General features: G+C 57.7%; 12 protein-coding genes. 8 read left to right on the top strand and 4 right to left on the bottom strand.

The annotated features are described in order from the left end of the window. Positions 1–6 precede the first annotated feature (6 nt). The 6 genes from AC1DB0_RS02060 to AC1DB0_RS02035 all read left to right on the top strand — a co-directional run bounded on the left by AC1DB0_RS02060 (position 7) and on the right by AC1DB0_RS02035 (position 11,900). Positions 7–5,148 carry an ATP-binding protein gene (locus tag AC1DB0_RS02060; RefSeq protein ID WP_476756702.1) on the top strand — a complete coding sequence of 1,714 codons (5,142 nt, stop codon included), beginning with the start codon at positions 7–9 and terminating at the stop codon, positions 5,146–5,148. Positions 5,149–5,475: 327 nt separating this feature from the next. Further along, positions 5,476–6,711: a Shedu immune nuclease family protein gene (locus tag AC1DB0_RS02055; protein ID WP_476756703.1), complete on the top strand. Its 1,236-nt coding sequence runs from the start codon at positions 5,476–5,478 to the stop codon at positions 6,709–6,711. Between the two features lie 606 nt (positions 6,712–7,317). Beyond that, on the top strand, positions 7,318–9,012 hold the full coding sequence (locus AC1DB0_RS02050) for a hypothetical protein (protein ID WP_476756704.1): 1,695 nt from the start codon (positions 7,318–7,320) through the stop codon (positions 9,010–9,012). Further along, positions 9,009–10,112 carry a hypothetical protein gene (locus AC1DB0_RS02045; protein ID WP_476756705.1) on the top strand — a complete coding sequence of 368 codons (1,104 nt, stop codon included), beginning with the start codon at positions 9,009–9,011 and terminating at the stop codon, positions 10,110–10,112. Before AC1DB0_RS02050 ends, AC1DB0_RS02045 begins: the two co-directional genes overlap by 4 nt. Next, positions 10,102–10,758, top strand: coding sequence for a hypothetical protein (locus AC1DB0_RS02040; protein WP_476756706.1), 657 nt, complete (start codon positions 10,102–10,104; stop codon positions 10,756–10,758). Before AC1DB0_RS02045 ends, AC1DB0_RS02040 begins: the two co-directional genes overlap by 11 nt. Positions 10,759–10,916: 158 nt before the next feature. Next, positions 10,917–11,900: a Bug family tripartite tricarboxylate transporter substrate binding protein gene (locus AC1DB0_RS02035; RefSeq protein WP_476756707.1), complete on the top strand. Its 984-nt coding sequence runs from the start codon at positions 10,917–10,919 to the stop codon at positions 11,898–11,900. 152 nt (positions 11,901–12,052) lie between these two features. Here the strand turns inward: AC1DB0_RS02035 and AC1DB0_RS02030 are convergent, their stop codons facing one another. The 3 genes from AC1DB0_RS02030 to msuE all read right to left on the bottom strand — a co-directional run bounded on the left by AC1DB0_RS02030 (position 12,053) and on the right by msuE (position 14,781). Then, positions 12,053–13,081, bottom strand: coding sequence for a methionine synthase (locus tag AC1DB0_RS02030; protein WP_054425507.1), 1,029 nt, complete (start codon positions 13,079–13,081; stop codon positions 12,053–12,055). A 31-nt stretch (positions 13,082–13,112) separates the two neighbouring features. Then, positions 13,113–14,096 (bottom strand): DUF1852 domain-containing protein, encoded by a 984-nt coding sequence (locus AC1DB0_RS02025; protein WP_441370905.1) that lies wholly within the window; start codon positions 14,094–14,096, stop codon positions 13,113–13,115. Between the two features lie 103 nt (positions 14,097–14,199). Further along, entirely contained in the window at positions 14,200–14,781 is a 582-nt protein-coding gene (gene msuE, locus AC1DB0_RS02020) for an FMN reductase (RefSeq protein ID WP_342065758.1), read from the bottom strand. Positions 14,782–14,924: 143 nt separating this feature from the next. Between msuE and AC1DB0_RS02015 the strand changes: the two genes are divergently transcribed. Together AC1DB0_RS02015 and AC1DB0_RS02010 are read left to right on the top strand one after the other, a co-directional pair. Beyond that, on the top strand, positions 14,925–15,857 hold the full coding sequence (locus AC1DB0_RS02015) for a LysR family transcriptional regulator (RefSeq protein WP_476756708.1): 933 nt from the start codon (positions 14,925–14,927) through the stop codon (positions 15,855–15,857). Positions 15,858–15,911: 54 nt separating this feature from the next. Further along, the gene (locus tag AC1DB0_RS02010) at positions 15,912–16,799 is read left to right on the top strand and encodes a methylenetetrahydrofolate reductase (protein WP_476756709.1); all 888 of its coding nucleotides are present in this window, start codon (positions 15,912–15,914) and stop codon (positions 16,797–16,799) included. On the opposite strand, the gene AC1DB0_RS02005 is transcribed toward AC1DB0_RS02010, so the two are convergent. Next, positions 16,796–17,872 (bottom strand): porin, encoded by a 1,077-nt coding sequence (locus tag AC1DB0_RS02005; protein ID WP_476758583.1) that lies wholly within the window; start codon positions 17,870–17,872, stop codon positions 16,796–16,798. The two genes, AC1DB0_RS02010 and AC1DB0_RS02005, sit on opposite strands and share 4 nt — an antisense overlap. Positions 17,873–17,881 lie beyond the last annotated feature (9 nt).

The following is a 17,881-nucleotide window of genomic DNA, read 5'->3' as shown; positions in this document are numbered from 1 at the left end:
GCGAATATGGCAAAAAACGTGGCGGCGCCGAAGAATACCGGTGGAGGAGGCTATGTCTTCGAGAGTAAGGTGGTTGCGTGGATATTTGCGTGCATGTTAGCGAAACGCCCATTTCTGGATACGCGTCTTGGCGTGCCAGTGAAGGTTGATTTCCAGACACGCCCGGGCGGGTGGTTTCTTGACGATGCATTAGTGAGCTCACGGAGCGCTGCGTCCACCCACAGCTTCGCGCTATCCGTGAAGAGCAACGCTCAGTTCACGGCGGCGGGCGCACCGGGCGATTTCGTGGAGTCAATCTGGGAGCAATGGCTCCATATCGGTTCACGGGTCTTCAATCAGGCGGAAGATTACCTCGTGCTTGTGACGGCGCCGCCCTCAGACGCAGCCAGGCAATCCATCGAGGGCTTGTCGAGAAAGCTGTTGCCTGCGGATCCCCAGAAGTTTCCAGCGTACATGGATACACCGAAATGGGCCAACGAAAACGAGCGTGGCATGTTCGCCAGCTTCCACTGTCCGTCGTCATTGAACGTCAACTCTCCGCCTTCCAGGGAAGAGACTGCCAGACTGCTTAAACAACTGCGATTCATTCACTGCGATTTTGATAGCGCGGTGTCTACCTCACTCGATCGCAGTTTGTGGCTGTGTTCGCTGTGCGTTCGGAGTGGCTCCAATGCGGACAGTGAAAAGCTGTGGGACCGGCTTTGCCGGATCGCCGATAACTGCAGACAGGTTGCCGGCGCGATAACGCTGGAAGATCTGGTCGGCCAACTGCGCAATGACTTCGAACTTGCCGAAAGCCCTGACTACATCGCTGACTGGGCCAAGCTCGATGGCGTATCGGCACAGAATGCCACGAGTGTGGCAAACAAGATCGGTGGTGTCGTGGAGCTTCCTCGCGCTCAGACACTCGATCTTGTCGAAAACGCGATTTCATCAGCAGAGGTGATCGCGCTCCTTGGCGCGTCCGGTACGGGAAAGTCTGTCCTTGCTCGCAAGGTGTTCGAAAAACGCATGCAAAGCAGCGAACAGGCGGTTTGGGTGGATGCCCGCTCGCTGGAGTGTAACGATCTGAGTGCTTTTGAAGCAACGTTGAAGTTGGGCTACCCGCTCAGGGAGCTGTTTGCGAAGGCATTGTCAGCCACACCGGTTCTGATCGTGGATGGCCTGGACCGCATCTACAATGACGCGGCCTTTCGCAACGCCGTCACGCTCATACGGATATCCCGGCAGGTTGCCCCGGCTACCCGATGGCGGATCTTGATTCCTTGCCAGTCTTCTGAGTGGACGCGTGTTTCGGAGCGCCTTGCCGCTTTCGGGGTGGCAGAAACAATAGCGACCGTGGGGCTGGAACCGTTGGTTGCCGACGATTTGACTCCCGTCATCGATTCGATTCCCGCCCTTGCGAGTCTGCTTGAGCAACCGCGCGTGGCAAGGCTCCTGCTCAATTTGAAGGTGCTGGATCTTGTTGCACGAAAAATCCGCGAAGGACTGGTGGTCTCCGGGGCTCAATGGGTTAGCGAGGTTAGCGTTGCGGGCTGGTTTTGGGACGTCGAAGTCAGCAGGGGAAGCGACCATGTCGCCAGAGGGCGGTTTGTCCGCGATCTTGCCCAGCGCCAGGCCGATCAACTGGTCTCCGCAGTTGCCGTTGACGACTTTAACGCTTCCGATCTTTCAGCGTTGCCGTCCTTGCAGGTAGATCAGATCTGCCAGACCGTCGCAAACGACAGGCTTGCGTTCTCCCATGATCTCTACGGTGACTGGGCGCGGTTGCGAACATTGCGTAATCGTCGGGATGATCTCGCCGGTTATCTGCATGACCGGGGTGATTCCCCGCTGTGGCAGCGCGCGCTGCGTCTGTTCGGTACAGCGGTGATTGAGCAGCCGGAAGGCGTTGGCGAGTGGAAGGCCATTCTGGCTTCACTCGGCGAGAGCCGCCATATCGGTGCGAGAGACGCATTTCTGGAAGGTCCGTTGTACTCGGGCAATGTTCATGAAAATCTCAATGCACTGTTGCCCGTTTTGCTGGAACAGGACGGTGCGCTACTCAATCGCCTGCTCACGCGGTTTCTTGCTTTTGCAACGGGTTCGGGACGACTCGCCCAGGCATTCCAGGCTACACAAAATAAAAAGGGAGCGGATCTAAGCCTCGTTGACCGTGTGCCGGGGCACCCGGTCTGGCCCGAGGTCATCAAATTTTTGTATGAGCATCGGCTGGCTATCCTTGCGTCGCAGGCACCCAAGGTTTCCGAACTCGTCGTAATGTGGCTTGAAAGCGCGCCCGCGGAGGCTGGGGCACGCAGCGAAGCGGCAGCGCTTGGGGTGGCGCTCGGCAAATGCGCGATCGCCGGGGTTAAAGGAGGGAAGCCCACATTTTGTGCGGACGAACGGTGTTTGCTATTCCGCTGCATGCTACTGGCCGCAGGCGAGTTCCCGGACGAAGTCGAGGTGCTCGCACTGGAAGCGTGCGGGCGCGCTCAGGAGGCGCCGGTCGATGACGCGCCGCATCCGTGGCCTGACGGCCCGCGCATGGAGGTCGACGAGGCGTTCCGACGCGCCGTTCTCGACGGAAGAGGTATTAAAGAGCTCTTCAGCGCACGACCGGCGCTCGCACGAGAAGTCATCCTTGCCACGCTGTTGAGCTCTCCCACGAGGTCTCCGGTCATCGAGTTTGACCGCAGACGGCGCGACAGCCCGGTTCTTGAACGCATGAGCTGGTTGCCCACGATTTATCTTTATGGACCGTTTTTAATGTGTCTGGGCCTGAACTTTGACGAGGGCCTCGAACTGATCGTTCGTCTCGTTGACTTGACGACTGGCGAGGCCCTGTCGCATGACGACGCTCGTGATGTAGACCAAGGAGATGGAGCGGAAAGTCAGGAGGCCTTGACGCTCGTAATGGATCACGGCCTGAAGCCGTTTTATGGCAACAGACACGTGTTTCTCTGGAGCATGGGTGCAGGTCGTTCATCAAGGGTCGTGACGATTGCCTTGATGGCGCTTGAGCAATATCTGTATATGAATATTGAAGCCGGCGAAGACATTTCGGCCAGGCTGGAAGCGATTCTTGCAAAAAGCTCGAGTGCTGCGGTACTCGGCGTTCTTGCGGATGTGGGCAAGCGAAAGCCAGCGTTGTTTCTCGGGCCGCTCAGACCGTTGTTGTCTGACGCGGCTATCTTTCTGTGGGATATAGAAAAAGGGACAAAGGGACGAACGCATCTAACGATGGTGGGCCTTAGACGTCCGCCAAAATTCGTGATGGACATGGCGTTGACGTTTAACGCTCTCCCGCACAGACAGACCGATATGCGAACCTGTTTCGCCGGGATGGTCGAAGCCAAATTGGTGCCGCTCGAATACCTTGCCCGAGTAAGGGAGCAGTGGATACAGGTGAGCGATCATGACCCGCTTGTCGCCTCGATAAGAACTCAACTCATCGGATTTCTGGATCCGGAATGGCGCGTAAAGGGTATCGAGCGCGCCACCCAGGATGCGCTCGGCAGTCGCGCATCCGGGAGTGCGCAACTATCCGAATACGATGACGTGATGAAGCGAGCCGAGCTCGTGAGAATCGCATTGCGATGCCGGAAGATCCTTGACTCGCCCGACATGCTTGATCAAACGCAGCTCGAAGCCTGGTGGCAACTCTGCAGGTCTCTCGCAGAAGAGGGGCGGCCTTCGCTTCCGGCGGCGGATACCCTTGGCGATGAGTGGGACAACGCGGTCAGCGGCTGTATTGCGGTACTGTTGCGCCATTCGGACTGGTGCGCCGAAGACGAGTCGAGGTACGGCTGGATGACGCGCACATTGCTGGCGCTCTGGAACGATCAGCCGCAGCGAACCATCGACATCGGCGATAGTCTTTCCACGCTATCCTGGGAATGTTTTATGGCGGAGTCGGTTGCCAGGCTATGGATTCGAAACCTCAACAATCCTGATCTGCGCGAGTGGGTCGCCCAGATGGTACTGGTGCTGCAGAAGTTCGCAATGCGCGAGACCCTGTTCCAGGCGTGCGCACCGTTTCGCTCCAGAATCGGTGACGATTTCTGGCGTCTCTGTAGACTGGCGATGGATGCCGCATTTCTTAAAGTGCGCTGCCAGTTGTTCTTGCAACATTCCCAGCATTTTGGCGTAGACGAATCAGAGCTGGGGCAGTTGTGGCAGCAAATTGAAACTTGGGTCATGGACGAGATCGAAGCATTCGTCTCGGGGGCGCTGCCTGCCGAACTCGTTCCCTGGCAAGCATACGAGAGCGCCGATCACTTTCCCGTTATCGAGGCAAAGCGAATTGAATGGGGACATCCAGCGCTCGACCTGGATGTCGTGCGTTCCGCGCATACGTGGCTACCGTTACCGAACCATGCGGAGAGCGCAGGCGAGCGGGGGAGCATCGTCCAGTTCTGGAAGGACGCGGCGAGCTTTGTCGCAAAACGGGCCGCGGCACGCCAACAGTACTACGAGATGGATGACGATACCTGGATCCTCGAGAACCTGGGTGTGGTCCTGTTGCAGTGCGAGGCTCATGATGAGCCGCATTTGTTGTGGAGACCGGTATTTGATCTGCCGAACGCCTGGCATGCTTTTCCAGAGACCTTGATGTCGGCAATGCATCGATCCGCACTGATCGCTGATGAAGTGTCAAAGCACTACGTTGACACTGTTCGTGGCATATCTGTGTACGCGCTCGGGTCGACCGGCGAGGCGAAAGTCTGGCGGTCGCGCGAGGCGGTCTGGGATGCGTTGCTGGGGTTGAATTTCGTCTGCCGGCCGGCCTGGCAAGCCAAACACGAACCGATAGTCCGGAGTCTTCTGGATGTTTTCCGACTCTGGATGCAGAAAGCACCGCTTAACGGCGAACGTCTCGCTGTTTTTGCTGGCTGGCTTGCGGGCCCCGCCGCAATTGCGCTGCGCCTGGAAGCGTTGCTGTGGATCGATGAGATGATCCAGCGGGATGGACTTGTCGGGATAGGTGGCGCGTCCGTTGCGCACGACAGACTGGCGGCGTTGCTCAGCGAAGCTTGGAATCGGGAGGAACACAAGATCAGATCCTCAAAGGAGATTTTTGCAGCTTTTCGTAGAATGCTCGATTGGTTGGTGGGGCAACAGAATGTGCGTGCCCTTTCACTGTCCAGCCGTCTCGGACTCATCTGATTCGAGCTTGCATCGCTCGCTGGGCGTGAGCTTCAATTTCCCGGTCTGGGAGACAAGGCGGTGGTCGATGTTTGTCGCATTGAACGCTTCAGCGCACGCCAGTTTCAATGGTCAATTTTCTCGAGTCGTCGTTCGGCGCGGGTTGGTGAACCAGATTGCAGCAAGATAGATCACGGCGGCTAGTACAAATGTGGCCGCTCTAGCGTGAGAAGAAGATTGCGCAAGCGCAATCAAGGGCTCCGTCTCTTTCAGCAGCGGCAAGGTAAGGCCGGCGGCCGCGCTCAGCAGGAAGCCAGATGCAGTTAATGGATACCTCCAAGAGGGAAGATGATTAAGTTCGTGCACACAGATAAAGGTCTCATTTTCGAGTATCAAGCCGACCGTGGCGGCAATGCCTGGGTTCGCGAAGATCTGCAGACCAAGGGACAGGTAATTATCTCTAGCGTTTTCTATTTCGAAACCGAAGATCTGATTAATAAACCGCCGAAGTCTAATTCCAACATTAATGAGTTTACCTATCGGTTTCGTTTCGGTGCTTATGAAAATGATTACGTCAGGATAGCCGGTAGCAAGCTTGGAATTGACAACGACGTACTGATTGAGATCGAGTCGGAATTCAAGAGGACGCTTTTCGCCGCGGAACGAAATGTCTCCATATTCGGCCGGCTCGCGAGCCTCTTGAATCATTCGAATCCGATCATCGTCGGTGGCTCTCGAAACGACGCCATTCCGAAGGACGTTTTCAGGGAATTGCAGGCCAAGTTTCCGAACACATACGAGCTGGACCGCTACGCGGACGCTCGTGTGACGACGGTTCTGTCACAGTACATGGACGGCATGAAGGATGCTCGGAGCCGCTACGAAAACTACCTTAACAAAAAATTGGCCGGCAAGACCGGCCCAACATTCGATCTCGAAGAACTCAAGAAAATGGAGATTGAGAAGTACATCCTGATCAGAAATCTGATAGTTGATGCCTTAGAGACGAAGTTAGATATCTCTGAGCGCGAATGGCAGTCGCTCATGATGTCTGTCCTGCTTCTGTTGTTCCCGAAGTACATTAAGATTCTTGAGAATGTTACTATCCACGATTATTATAGCGATCCCAATAAGAAGACCAACCGCTACATCGACATAGCTCTCATCGATGCAAATGGAAATCTTGATGTAATTGAGGTAAAGAAACCGTTCGAGGATAAGATCCTCCGAAGAGGCCAGTATCGAGGCAACAGTATTCCTACTGCGGAGCTGAGCGGTAGCATAATGCAAGCCGAGAAATACCTCTTCCATCTTTCGAAATGGGGCATCAAAGGTGAACTGACGTTGACGGAAAAATATGCTCACGAACTGCCGGAGGGTATGAGGATCCGCATATCCAATCCCAAAGCCACGATCATTGTCGGCCGTGATGAGATCGGCGGCGCGGGGATGAGCGGAGGTCAGCTCCTAGATTTCGAAGTGATCAAGCGTAAGTACGCCAACATCATGGACATCGTTACCTACGATGATCTGTTGCGTCGGCTGAATAACACCATACTCGTGCTTGAGGGTAGTGCGAGATAGATCAGGTGACGCTTTGTTGGTATGGCATCAAATGAGACAAGATAGGTGCAATAGAGCTTTCTCCTACTTATCCAATGCTTGCTGTCGGCGGGCCAGATTTCAGCTATCCTAGACTCTGATTGATAATGAGCTTGTTAGAGTGGTTCCCTCGCAAGTTGCCGTCATTTCCCGCATCAGTTGCAGGGCTGACGGTAAAAACGACGGTAAGGCTCCATGTCAATCAAAGCCAATCCCTTTAACCATGCGGGTCTACGTGATCTGTTGATGATCGAGTGGGAGTGATCCTGTTCATCAGGTGTTGAAGTAAAGGGAAAGAGCGCTTCGGCGCTCTTTTCATTTTGGGCGGCGATTGTCGATTGTGGGGTTTGAGTGACGAGGTATTATTCGAACTTTGGTTCGGTGGTCAATGTGCTGCATTTGCACGTTGCGTAAATGTAGTCTCACGCCATGGTCCTATATGGTCGGGCACTATGGGTTCCAATGCATTGATTTGGAAGAGCTTTATCCGCTTAGTGATCGCAGAGTGGAAGTGAAGCTCTTTTGGGAGCAAAGGATTCAATGGGTAGGCCAATAGCAACAGTGGAGATACCGCCAGACGAAAGAGAATTGGCTACGCAGCTCCGCACACGGGGCTTGGTTGGTACTCTTGCGGACCGGAAGTATCGGCTTCGGGATGATAACCATTATGCGTTGCTCAAGACACTTGCAACCATATTGAACGCTAGCGATGGGCCACCGATTGACCTTCGTGTTGAAGAATCGCTGGCGGAGTTGGAAGGACCGCGCTTCTTCCTCGTACAGCATGTTCTCTGCGATCTGATACCCCTTCTGAACGTAGATCAGGACGTCCTTCTTGCCTTTATCGCGCGCCTGCGCGATGCGGGCGGCAACGATCTGGTTGCTAGTGCCCCTAGTACCGCTTTTGGGGAATGGACGAAGAAGAACCCAGTTAGATCTTCCAGGATCTACGAAGCAGCACGTACCGGCGATTGCCTGGCTCTGCGTCAACTATTCACGGTGCTCCTAATGAACGCTGATGTTGAGGAAGGCCTCATTTTCGCGCAAGCACATGAGCGGGAGGCGAAGCTCGCAGCCATCTCGGCTTTGGGTGCCATGGAACTGGGTGAACGCTACGGTGAGGTGCTCGACACCCTGCTCCAAGGAGCGTCCAGCAACGATGAAGACATCGCGCTCCGGTCCCTCGAGGCGGGCTATTGCGCTGCTGCACAGCGAAACACACTTGCAGCGGTCGGCTTTGATGAACAACTTGAACGAGTCCTTCAGACGAGGAGTTCCTTAGCGATCCACTTGGCAACGAACTTGTTGTGGATTCATCGCGTCGCTCTCACAGAAAACGCGATGGACCTATGCCTTAATGCCGCTGCCGATGTTGACCCAGCTAACGCAGGCACGATTTCGCATCTCGACCATGCCGCATATCAGCTCGTGGGTGCTGGGCATGCTGAAAAAGTGTTTTATCTGCTTACTGAGCTATTCGATCGGTCAAAAGGCCGGATTACGCTGGACGCGTTCCAGAGCACTTACCACGCGTTGCAAAATGTCGGCCCTGAGGTACTGGGGAGCGCAGTTGTGTACTGGCTACTGAACGGGAGTGCGCACACCCATCAATGCTTGTCCAGCGAAGTTTGCAGCCTGGGCAACGATGACCCTCCCTTCTCCATCCCCACGTCATCTCTTCCGTTAGCTCCATCCGATCAATTATTCCTCTGTCGCAAGGCCATTGGATGGTTCTTCATTGATCCTCTGGCCGCAGCTGCCATACCGTTAGCTGTACTTCGTGATGGGTCTCCAGATATCAAAAATGATGTCCTCGAACTGATCTACCACCCCTTGCTCGTTAGCTATGGAGGCAACTTGAAGGGCTACCTTGAGCGCTACGTCGCAGCCGGCGGTGAGAGCACCCTGGACCTTGCTGAACTGCTCGCACGTAAGGCAGCGCTTCAGGATGAGATGGAAGAAATTGAACGCCTAGTCGAACTGCACCCCAGCGAAATGCAGCGCGTGGCGGAGCGAGTTCAGTGGCATGAGCAGATGGGACGGAGCATGGAGCAGGGGAGTCGGAAATCCATTTTTGATGATCTCATCACCAAGCAGTACATCCTATATGGCCGATCGTCGTTGACGCCGATCCATACCGGGGAGGGCACCACACATCTCACCGAGACCGAGATGAAATCGTTTTCCGTGTCGTCCGAGTTACCTCTCCTCAGCATCGTTGACCCGTTTGGCCTCGATCATATGCTTGTCCATTTCCAGCTTGAGCTGCGAGAACAGCGATGAAACTTGTCGTTATGCATTATCTGCGCTCGCTGCGCGAACGCGACGAACTTGACGCTATTTTTCCCGATCTTTTGGCTGAGAGTGGATTTGAAGTACTAACCCGTCCTCGCCGTGGCACGCGGCAAGCCGGCGTCGACATCGCTGCAGTTGGCCCCAATCCAGATCGCGATGGCGCTCGAAGCCTATTCCTGTTCACAATCAAATCCGGCGATTTGACGCGTGAGCATTGGGATACCGGCCAGCAAGCCGTGCGGCCATCGCTTAACGAGGTTCTGGATGACTATATCCCGAACCGCATCCCACCCCACTTAGCGGATCTGCCCGTCGTTATATGCGTTTGCATGGGCGGCGAGATGCGCGAGGATATTCGCGCTCAGTGGAGCGGATTTTGCCGGAAAAACGAGAAAGCCAACGTTCACTTCGCCGAGTGGAACGGAGATCGTCTCGCGGATCTGATTCTTAGTGGCATGTTGCGTGCAGAGTTAATTGAGAGCGAGAACCGGGGGGTGTTTCAGAAGGCGCTAGCGATGCTTGACCAGCCCGACGTCGCTTATCGGCATTTCCGTCACTTGCTCAATGTCATCTTCTCTGAGCCGAAGAGCCAGATAGAGCGTACACGCCAGCTACGCAAAGCCTACCTATGCCTTTGGATACTCTTTGTATGGGCTCGCGACGCCGATAACCTTGAAGCAGCATATCGAGCATCTGAGCTGGTACTCCTACGCAGTTGGCCCCACTGCGATACTACCCGTCTGCGCAAGGGGGCGACGCGACAGGAGCGGCTAGCTCATTTCGATCAAGTCGTGCAGCTTCACATCATCATCGCTCACCTTTTCCAGGAGAAGGTTGGGCCGTTCTCCAACAAGCGCTACGCGCTTTCAATGGCTGTGAATTCACGCAATGCGGTTGACATCAACATCTCGCTGTTTGAGACGCTGGGGAGATTGTCTCTCCACGGACTATGGATGGATACCATAAGTGCCGGGCAGGATGGGGCGTTTGGGCAGACAATGAGCGAAGAGGCGGACAAGATGCTCAACATGGCGATCGGGATGCTGAACGCGAACCCGGCGCTCGCCGTCCCCGTTCGTGACGATTGATTTTACGATCGAACTGGCGCTGTTCATGCGTCTTGCAGGCGTGCGTGGCCGTTTATCCAATGTCGCTGATTACATCCGTAGCATGGCCGACCGCCTGTGCTACGGACTGAGGATTCGACGACACTATCCGACGCCGATGACAGAGTATCGAGATGTCCTAGCCCATCCCAGAGACGGCAGCGACGCATACTTCCAAGAGCATACGCGTGCTGGGATTCTTTACACCTTCCTGCTCGCTTGGCTTGCGATGATAGGAGATCAGGAGCGCGCGGAGCATTTGCGCAGCACGTTGTTAGAGCACGCTCCGCACATGACTCACCAAATCTGGATTCCTGACGCGCGAACGGATGAAGTTTTCTGGGACGGAGATCGAGATCACGGGGTGTCGGTACCCGGTCTGCCACTCAAGGACTCGTTAGAGGCCGTTTTTAATCTACTGAATCGCGTAATGAGAGAGCATCCGCTAGATGAGCGAGTAAGCGCCGTTCGAAGTGACCTGACTCCAATTCTCCTTATGGCCTGCCGCCACTATCGCATGCCTGTGCCACCACACGTTTGGCAAGGTCAGGATCGTTCCGCGCCGGACATTACCGCTTCGGATCGAGCAGTACCGGATCTCGAGATGCAGCAGTCGCAAGGTGAATAGCTAGGGTTATCCGGGATTCTTTATGCTTAAACTTTTGTGAAGAATAAGCGCCAGATGCAGGGCTCCACCGCGATGAGGCATCAAGGTGGTTCACCGGGGTGCGGCACCTGACGCACCGTACGCAGGATCGCGCGGTGGCGCCCCATAAGGAGAATCGCATGCTGCTGCGTAGACATTGCCTGGCCGTGATGATGCTGGCGCTTGCTGGCTGGGCGACGGGCAGCCAAGCGCAAACGCCGTCTCAGGCCTGGCCCGCCAAGCCGGTGCGCCTGGTCGTGGGGCTGGCCCCTGGCGGGCTGGTGGACGTGCTGGCGCGCACGGTGCAGCCGCATTTGGCCGAGGGATTGAAACAGACCGTCATCGTGGAGAATCGGGGCGGCGCGGGCGGCAACCTGGCGGGCGCCGAGGTCGTGCGCAACGGGGGAGACAACCATACCTTCTTGCTCAATCCATCGACGACCGAATCGGTCAACCCGCTGATGTTCACCAGCATGCCGTTCGATCCGCAGCGGGACTTGCGGCCGGTCGCCTTGTTGGCCAACAGCCAGTTGTTCCTGTTCGTCCGGTCCTCGCTGGGTGTCGATACGCTCGAAGCATTCGTCGAATACGCCCGCAAACAGCCCAATCCGCTTAACTACGGGTCGGCGGGCAACGGCACGACGCCGCATCTGGCTGGCGAGCTGCTCAAGCAGGCTACCGGCATGCAGGCCACCCATGCGCCATATCGCGGCGTGGCGCCGGCGATACAAGACCTGGCCGCGGGCCAGATCGACTTTGCGTTTGGACCGGCCACGGTTTTTCCCATGGTGCAGGCGGGCAAACTGAAGGTGCTGGCGGTGGCGAGCCGGCAACGGGCAGCTGTCGCGCCCGACATACGAACCTTTTCTGAGGCCGGCATTGACGGCGTTTTCGCGGACAGCCTGTTCGGCGTTTATGCCGCCGCCGGCACCCGCGATGATGTGGTCGATCGCATGAACGGCGAAATCAATAAGGTGCTGGCGCGGCCGGAGATCAAGGCGCGGTTCCTGGACGCCGGCGCCGAGGCGCTACCGCTGAGCGTGGCCGACTACGCCGCGCGTGTGCAGGACGAGAAGAAATTGTTCGCCCCATTGATGAAGTCGTTGGGGCTGAAGGAACAGTAGAGAAATCAGGTGTCAGACTGACTCCATCGCGAAAAAAGGCGCCGAGGCGCCTTTTTTCATGGGTGTGAGGGGGGAAGGCTGCGTTGGGTGAAACCGTAGATGGCTTCTTATCGCTTTAAGCCTTTCGCACCCCTTACCGCTTCAGCTCAGCATCAGCCCAACAGTTCCTTGCGAACAATCTCCGCGCCTTCGCTCAAAGCGAGCAGCTTGCCCTTCGCAATAGCCCGCGACAACGGTGCCATGCCGCAGTTCGTGCACGGATACAGCTTGTCGGCATCCACAAACTTCAGCGCCTTTCTCAACGTGTTGGCCACTTCTTCGGGCGTTTCAACCTTGTCGCTCGCCACGTCGATGGCGCCGACCATCACCTTCTTGCCGCGAACCAGCTCGAGCAGATCGATCGGCACGTGCGAGTTGTGGCATTCCAGCGAGATGATGTCGATACTGGACTGTTGCAGCTTGGGGAACGATTCCTCGTACTGACGCCACTCGGACCCCAGCGTCTTCTTCCAGTCGGTATTGGCCTTGATGCCGTAGCCGTAGCAGATGTGCACGGCGGTTTCGCACTTCAGGCCTTCGATGGCGCGTTCCAGGGTGGCAATGCCCCAGTCGTTCACTTCGTCGAAGAACACGTTGAATGCCGGCTCATCGAATTGGATGATGTCGACGCCTGCGGCTTCCAGTTCGCGGGCTTCCTGGTTCAGGATCTTGGCGAATTCCCATGCCAGCTTTTCGCGGCTCTTGTAGTGGGCGTCGTACAGCGTGTCGATCATCGTCATGGGGCCTGGCAGCGCCCACTTGATGGGTTGCTTGGTTTGCTGACGCAGGAACTTGGCGTCTTCAACGAACACCGGCTTTTGACGGCTGACGGCGCCCACGACGGTCGGCACGCTCGCGTCATAGCGATCACGAATCCGGACGGTCTCGCGCTTTTCGAAATCGACGCCGTCGAGATGCTCGATGAACGTCGTGACAAAGTGCTGACGGGTTTGCTCGCCGTCGCTGACGATATCAATGCCCGCGTGCTGTTGTTCTTGCAGCGCCAGGCGCAAGGCGTCTTGTTTGCCTTCGATCAGCTCGTCGTCTTGCAGTTTCCAAGGCGACCAGAGTTTTTCAGGCTGAGCAAGCCACGAAGGCTTGGGCAGGCTGCCGGCGGTGGAGGTGGGCAGTAGTTTTTTCATGATCAGCGGGTCTCGTGTGTTTTTTGAGTGATTAGTGCGCGTAGTTGGCGGCCCAGCTTTCCAGCACTTGCTTGTAGGGCTTGATGAAGTGCTCTTCCGTGAACTTTCCCTGCTTCACGGCAAGCTGGCTGCGCTCTTCGCGGTCATAGACAATCTGCGTCAGCGAGTAATCCTGATTCTTCAGGCTCGGTTGATAGAAGTTCCCCGCGGCGGAATTGGCGTTGTAGATCTCGGGACGGTAGATCTTCTGGAACGTTTCCATCGTGCTGATGATGCTGATCAGCTCAAGGTTCGTGTAGTGGCCAAGCAGGTCGCCCTGAAAGTAAAAGGCCAACGGTGCGGCGCTGCCCGGGGGCATGAAGTAACGGACCTGCAAGCCCATTTTTTCGAAGTACTGGTCCGTCGGCGAGAATTCGTTTTGCTGATATTCAACGCCCAGGATGGGGTGCTGGTTTTCAGTGCGCAGGTACGTCTTGCTGCTCGAGGCGCTGATGCAGATGACCGGCGGCTTGCTGAACCGTTCTTGGTAAGCGCTGGAACTGACAAAGTGCTTGAACAGCTTGCCGTGCAGCTCGCCGAAACCGTCAGGCGAGCTGAAGGTGGATTTGTTCTTGTTGTGCTCTTGCAAAAGCACGCTGAAGTCGTAGTCGCGCACGTACGAAGAGAAGTTATTCCCGACGATCCCTTCGATGCGTTCGTTGTTCTGGCGGTCAACGATATTGGTCTTCAGGATTTCAATCAGCGGAAACACATCACTGCCGCCGTTGGCGGCGATGTTCATTTCAACGGAGATGATTTCGAGTTCGACCGTGTAGCGATCCCCCTTGGGGTTGTCCCAATGCGCCAGATTATTGAAGCGCCTGTCGATCATCTTCAGCGTGTTGCGCAGATTCTCCTGGCGACTCGCGCCCCGTGCCAGATTGGCGAAGTTGGTCGTGATGCGCGTGCTGTCGGAGGGCTGATAGTTTTCATCAAAAGGAATGCTCTTGATGTTGAATGTGAACGCGTTGCTCATGGTGTTGGGGTGTGCTGATTTTGGCGAAAGAAATACGGAGTCCGGCTGCCGCTTGGCGGCGGACGCTATCGCCGCTGCGGGCGGCGGCTGAATTGGCTTTGCGTCAGGCTGCGACCGCTTCTTCTGCGGCGGCGGTGCGTGGGTGGCGCATCAATTCGATTAAGGGCAATGCGCGCTGCACCGCCAGTCTGGCCCGTTCGATCAGGGCCATATCCTGCACGCGGTAGTCAGCGAAATCCTTGTCGGTGGCGTAGACGCCCAGCGGCAAGGTGCGTGCCTGGAAGAAGCTGAACAGCGGCCGCAATTGGTGGTCGATCATCAAGGCATGGCGTTCGCTGCCGCCGGTGGCCGCCAACAAGACGGGCTTGTCGATCAGGGCGTCCTGATGAATGAAGTCGAAGAAGTGCTTGAACAGCCCCGTGTACGAGCCGCGGTAGACCGGGGTGGTCACCACCAGGATGTCCGCTTGTTCGACCGCGCCAAGCTCGCGTTCCACCGTGTCGGGCAATTGCGAGCGCCAGACGGCGCCAGCAAGTTGCGGGGCGAGCTGACCCAGTTCAACCAGGTGCTGTTCGCACGGGACTTCATCGGCGATCAGATCCAGCAGGTGCTCTGCCAGGGCCGCTGACTTGGAGGGGCGTTGCAGTCCGCCGGAAACTGCGACTAGACGGAGTGGACGTGTCATCTTTGCTTCACATGAATGGATCTACCCGGCGCCGCATCTGTTTTTGTGCAGTTGCAGCATCAAGCTGGAACCGCATGCTAGAGGAGGGTACCGATGAAGTAAAATGGTTTTAATTCAACAATCCATGAGCAGGAATCATCTGAATGCTTGAACGCATCCACCTCAGCATCGTCCAGCAGGTCGAAAAGCAAGGGTCGTTGACGGCCGCCGCGGGCGTGTTGAACCTGACCCAGTCGGCCCTGAGCCACAGCATGAAGAAGCTGGAGCAGCAGTTGGGCACCGACGTCTGGCTGCGCGAAGGTCGAAGCCTGCGCTTGACGCAGGCCGGCCAATACCTGCTGGCGGTGGCGAACCGCGTGCTGCCGCAACTGGACCTGGCCGAAGAGCGGCTGGGCCAGTTCGCGCAGGGCGAACGCGGCGCGCTGCGCATCGGCATGGAATGCCATCCTTGCTATCAGTGGTTGCTAAAGGTGGTTTCACCGTATCTGGCGGCGTGGCCCGACGTGGATGTGGACGTCAAGCAGAAGTTCCAGTTCGGAGGAATCGGCGCGCTTTTTGGCTACGAGATCGACCTGCTGGTTACGCCCGACCCGCTGTTCAAGCCGGGCCTGAAATTCGAGCCCGTGTTCGACTACGAGCAGGTGCTGGTCGTGCCCAAGGGCCACCCCCTGGCAACGGCTGCGTACGTGAAGCCGCGGCAGCTGACGCAGGAAGTGCTAATCAGCTACCCCGTGGACATCGAGCGCCTGGACATCTACAACCAGTTCCTGCTGCCGGCCGGTGTCACGCCCAAGCGCCATAAAGCCATCGAAACCACCGACATCATGGTGCAGATGGTGGCCAGCGGACGCGGTGTGGCCGCTCTGCCGCGCTGGCTGGTCGAGGAATACGCGGCCCGGATGGATGTGGTGCCGGTGCGGCTGGGCGCGCGCGGCATCGCCAAGCAGATTTTTCTGGGGGCGCGCGAGGCGGACAGCGCCATTGACTACGTGCGGGCCTTCGTCGAACTGGCCCGCCATCCGGGCACTGTCGCTCCGGCCGCCATGGTCGCCATGGCGCAATACGCCCATGAATGAACTTCACCGTGGTGCGCAAACCGCTTGCCAAGCGGTTTGGCGCGCCCTGTAGCGATGTCCTTGATTTCCTCTCATACGACCCTGCCAGCCCGCAACATCACCGACGCCTATTCGTTGGAAGTCAGCGCAAGAGACATTGCGGCGCTGACCGCCGCGGGTTCGCGGATAGTGCCGGGCTCGACGATTTCCATTCCCTATTTGCCCGGCCAGGACGACGACGCGCGACTGGCTGCGGCGCGGGCCGTACGCGGACTGGGCTTTGAGCCCATGCCGCACCTTTCGGCACGCCGCATCGTCTCGCGGGCCGGGCTGGACTCCTTCGTCACGCGCGCGGTTGCCGAAGCCGGCGTTGAACGCTGCTTTGTGATTGCAGGCGATCCGTCGAGCCCGATGGGGCCGTTTGCAGACAGTGCTTCGCTGATCGAAACCGGTGTGTTCGAGCGCGCCGGCATCCGGGTGCTTGGCGTGGGCGGGCATCCAGAGGGCCACCCGGTCATGAGCGCGGCCGATCGGTGGAATGTGCTTGAACGAAAGTGTCGCAGCATCAGCGAGCGCGGCATGGCGCCCTTGATCATTACGCAGTTCGGTTTTGATGCGGACGCCGTGTTGATGTGGTTGACGGCGCTGCGTGAGCGGGGCATTGAACATCCCGTGTGCGTGGGCGTGCCTGGCCCCGCCGGTATCGCGGTGCTTGCGCGCTATGCCGCCTTGTGCGGCGTCAGCGCATGCGCGTCGATGTGGTCCAAGTACGGAATCTCGCTTGGCAAGCTGTTTGGCACGGCAGGGCCGGATGTGTTTGTGGACCGCCTGGCCGCCGGACTGACCGCAGCGCATGGAAAGGTGAGCCTGCATTTCTTTCCATTTGGAGGCGTTGCACAGTCTTTCAGATGGATAGAGCAATACCGCTCCCGCGCCCAGCCACTGCGTCACGCAAGCGCTTAGAACATATGCCGCATCCCCGTCATCACACCGATGCGCGTGGTGCTGCCAACGCCGGTTGCTGCCTGGCCGCTCCAGTACTCGGTTTCCCGGCCGACCGCGCCGCCCCGTGCGCGGGTGGCGTCAAGCTCCAGAAAAACGCTGGTGCGCGGGGATAGGGCGTAGTCCGCCACGGCCGCAACGATGTCGCCATTGCCGCTGCCAAGCAGCACCGGCACGGGCTGGTACTGCGTCGTGACCTTGCCGCGCTGCTGGTAGCGATAGTAGGCGCCGGAAAGGTGCAGTGCGGGCGTGACCTGATAGCCCAGGCCGATAAAGCTGATGGCGTAGCGCCGGTGTTGCGCGGTTTCGCGTCGGCCCATGTGGCCCAGGTAGGCCGTGGCGTTGCCGACCGCGTACGATCCGCCAATGGAATAGTTATGCAGCGTGTTGTCGCCGGTGCGCGCGCGATGCTGGTCATAGGCCACGCCGACTGACAGCGGGCCTTGCTGGTACATCAGGCCGCCGCCAAACGTCGAGCCGCGCGCGATGCTGCCAGCCTGTTGCCCAAAGCCGTAGTCCACCTGCAAGGTGAGCGGCCCCGTGCTGCGGCTATAGACCACGCTGTTGTTGATGCGGTAATCCTGAAAGAAGACGTCGCCGCCGGTGTAGAGCGGGTCGGACCAGAAGYTGCCCCAGCTTTGGTCCAGCGGGTTGTATGCCCAGCCGATGTTGTTCAAGGCGTTGTATTGCCGGCCGAGGGTCAGGCTGCCCCAGGCGCCGGACACCCCCACATAGGCCTGGCGGCCGAACAGGGCGTCGTAGGCGGTCTTGCCATCGTTGGTGCCGAAGCCATTTTCCAGCACGAAAATGCTCTGGTTGCCGTTGCCAAGGTCTTCGGAACCCTTCAAGCCCCAGCGGCTGCCGCCGATGCCGCTGGAGACGAGCTGGCTCAAGCTGCCATGTTCACCGTCGATGTTGGAGGTGTAGCGCACGGCGGTGCTGATGACGCCGTACAGGGTGATGTTGGTCTGCGCATGCGTGGCGAAAGGCAGCACGACGCCCGCCAGCAGCCAAAGGCCGGCTATCTGTTTCATTGGTGGTTT

The organism is Achromobacter sp. 10T422 (assembly GCF_056394065.1).
The sequence above is the reverse complement of the archived record's forward strand: the minus strand, read 5'-3'. Positions and strand labels throughout refer to the sequence as shown.

Coding starts and splice junctions, on each gene's coding strand:
- AC1DB0_RS02060 (WP_476756702.1), top strand. CDS start 7: ATGGCAAAAAACGTGGCGGCGCCGAAGAATACCGGTGGAGGAGGCTAT.
- AC1DB0_RS02055 (WP_476756703.1), top strand. CDS start 5,476: ATGATTAAGTTCGTGCACACAGATAAAGGTCTCATTTTCGAGTATCAA.
- AC1DB0_RS02045 (WP_476756705.1), top strand. CDS start 9,009: ATGAAACTTGTCGTTATGCATTATCTGCGCTCGCTGCGCGAACGCGAC.
- AC1DB0_RS02035 (WP_476756707.1), top strand. CDS start 10,917: ATGCTGCTGCGTAGACATTGCCTGGCCGTGATGATGCTGGCGCTTGCT.
- AC1DB0_RS02030 (WP_054425507.1), bottom strand. CDS start 13,081: ATGAAAAAACTACTGCCCACCTCCACCGCCGGCAGCCTGCCCAAGCCT.
- AC1DB0_RS02025 (WP_441370905.1), bottom strand. CDS start 14,096: ATGAGCAACGCGTTCACATTCAACATCAAGAGCATTCCTTTTGATGAA.
- msuE (WP_342065758.1), bottom strand. CDS start 14,781: ATGACACGTCCACTCCGTCTAGTCGCAGTTTCCGGCGGACTGCAACGC.
- AC1DB0_RS02015 (WP_476756708.1), top strand. CDS start 14,925: ATGCTTGAACGCATCCACCTCAGCATCGTCCAGCAGGTCGAAAAGCAA.
- AC1DB0_RS02010 (WP_476756709.1), top strand. CDS start 15,912: ATGTCCTTGATTTCCTCTCATACGACCCTGCCAGCCCGCAACATCACC.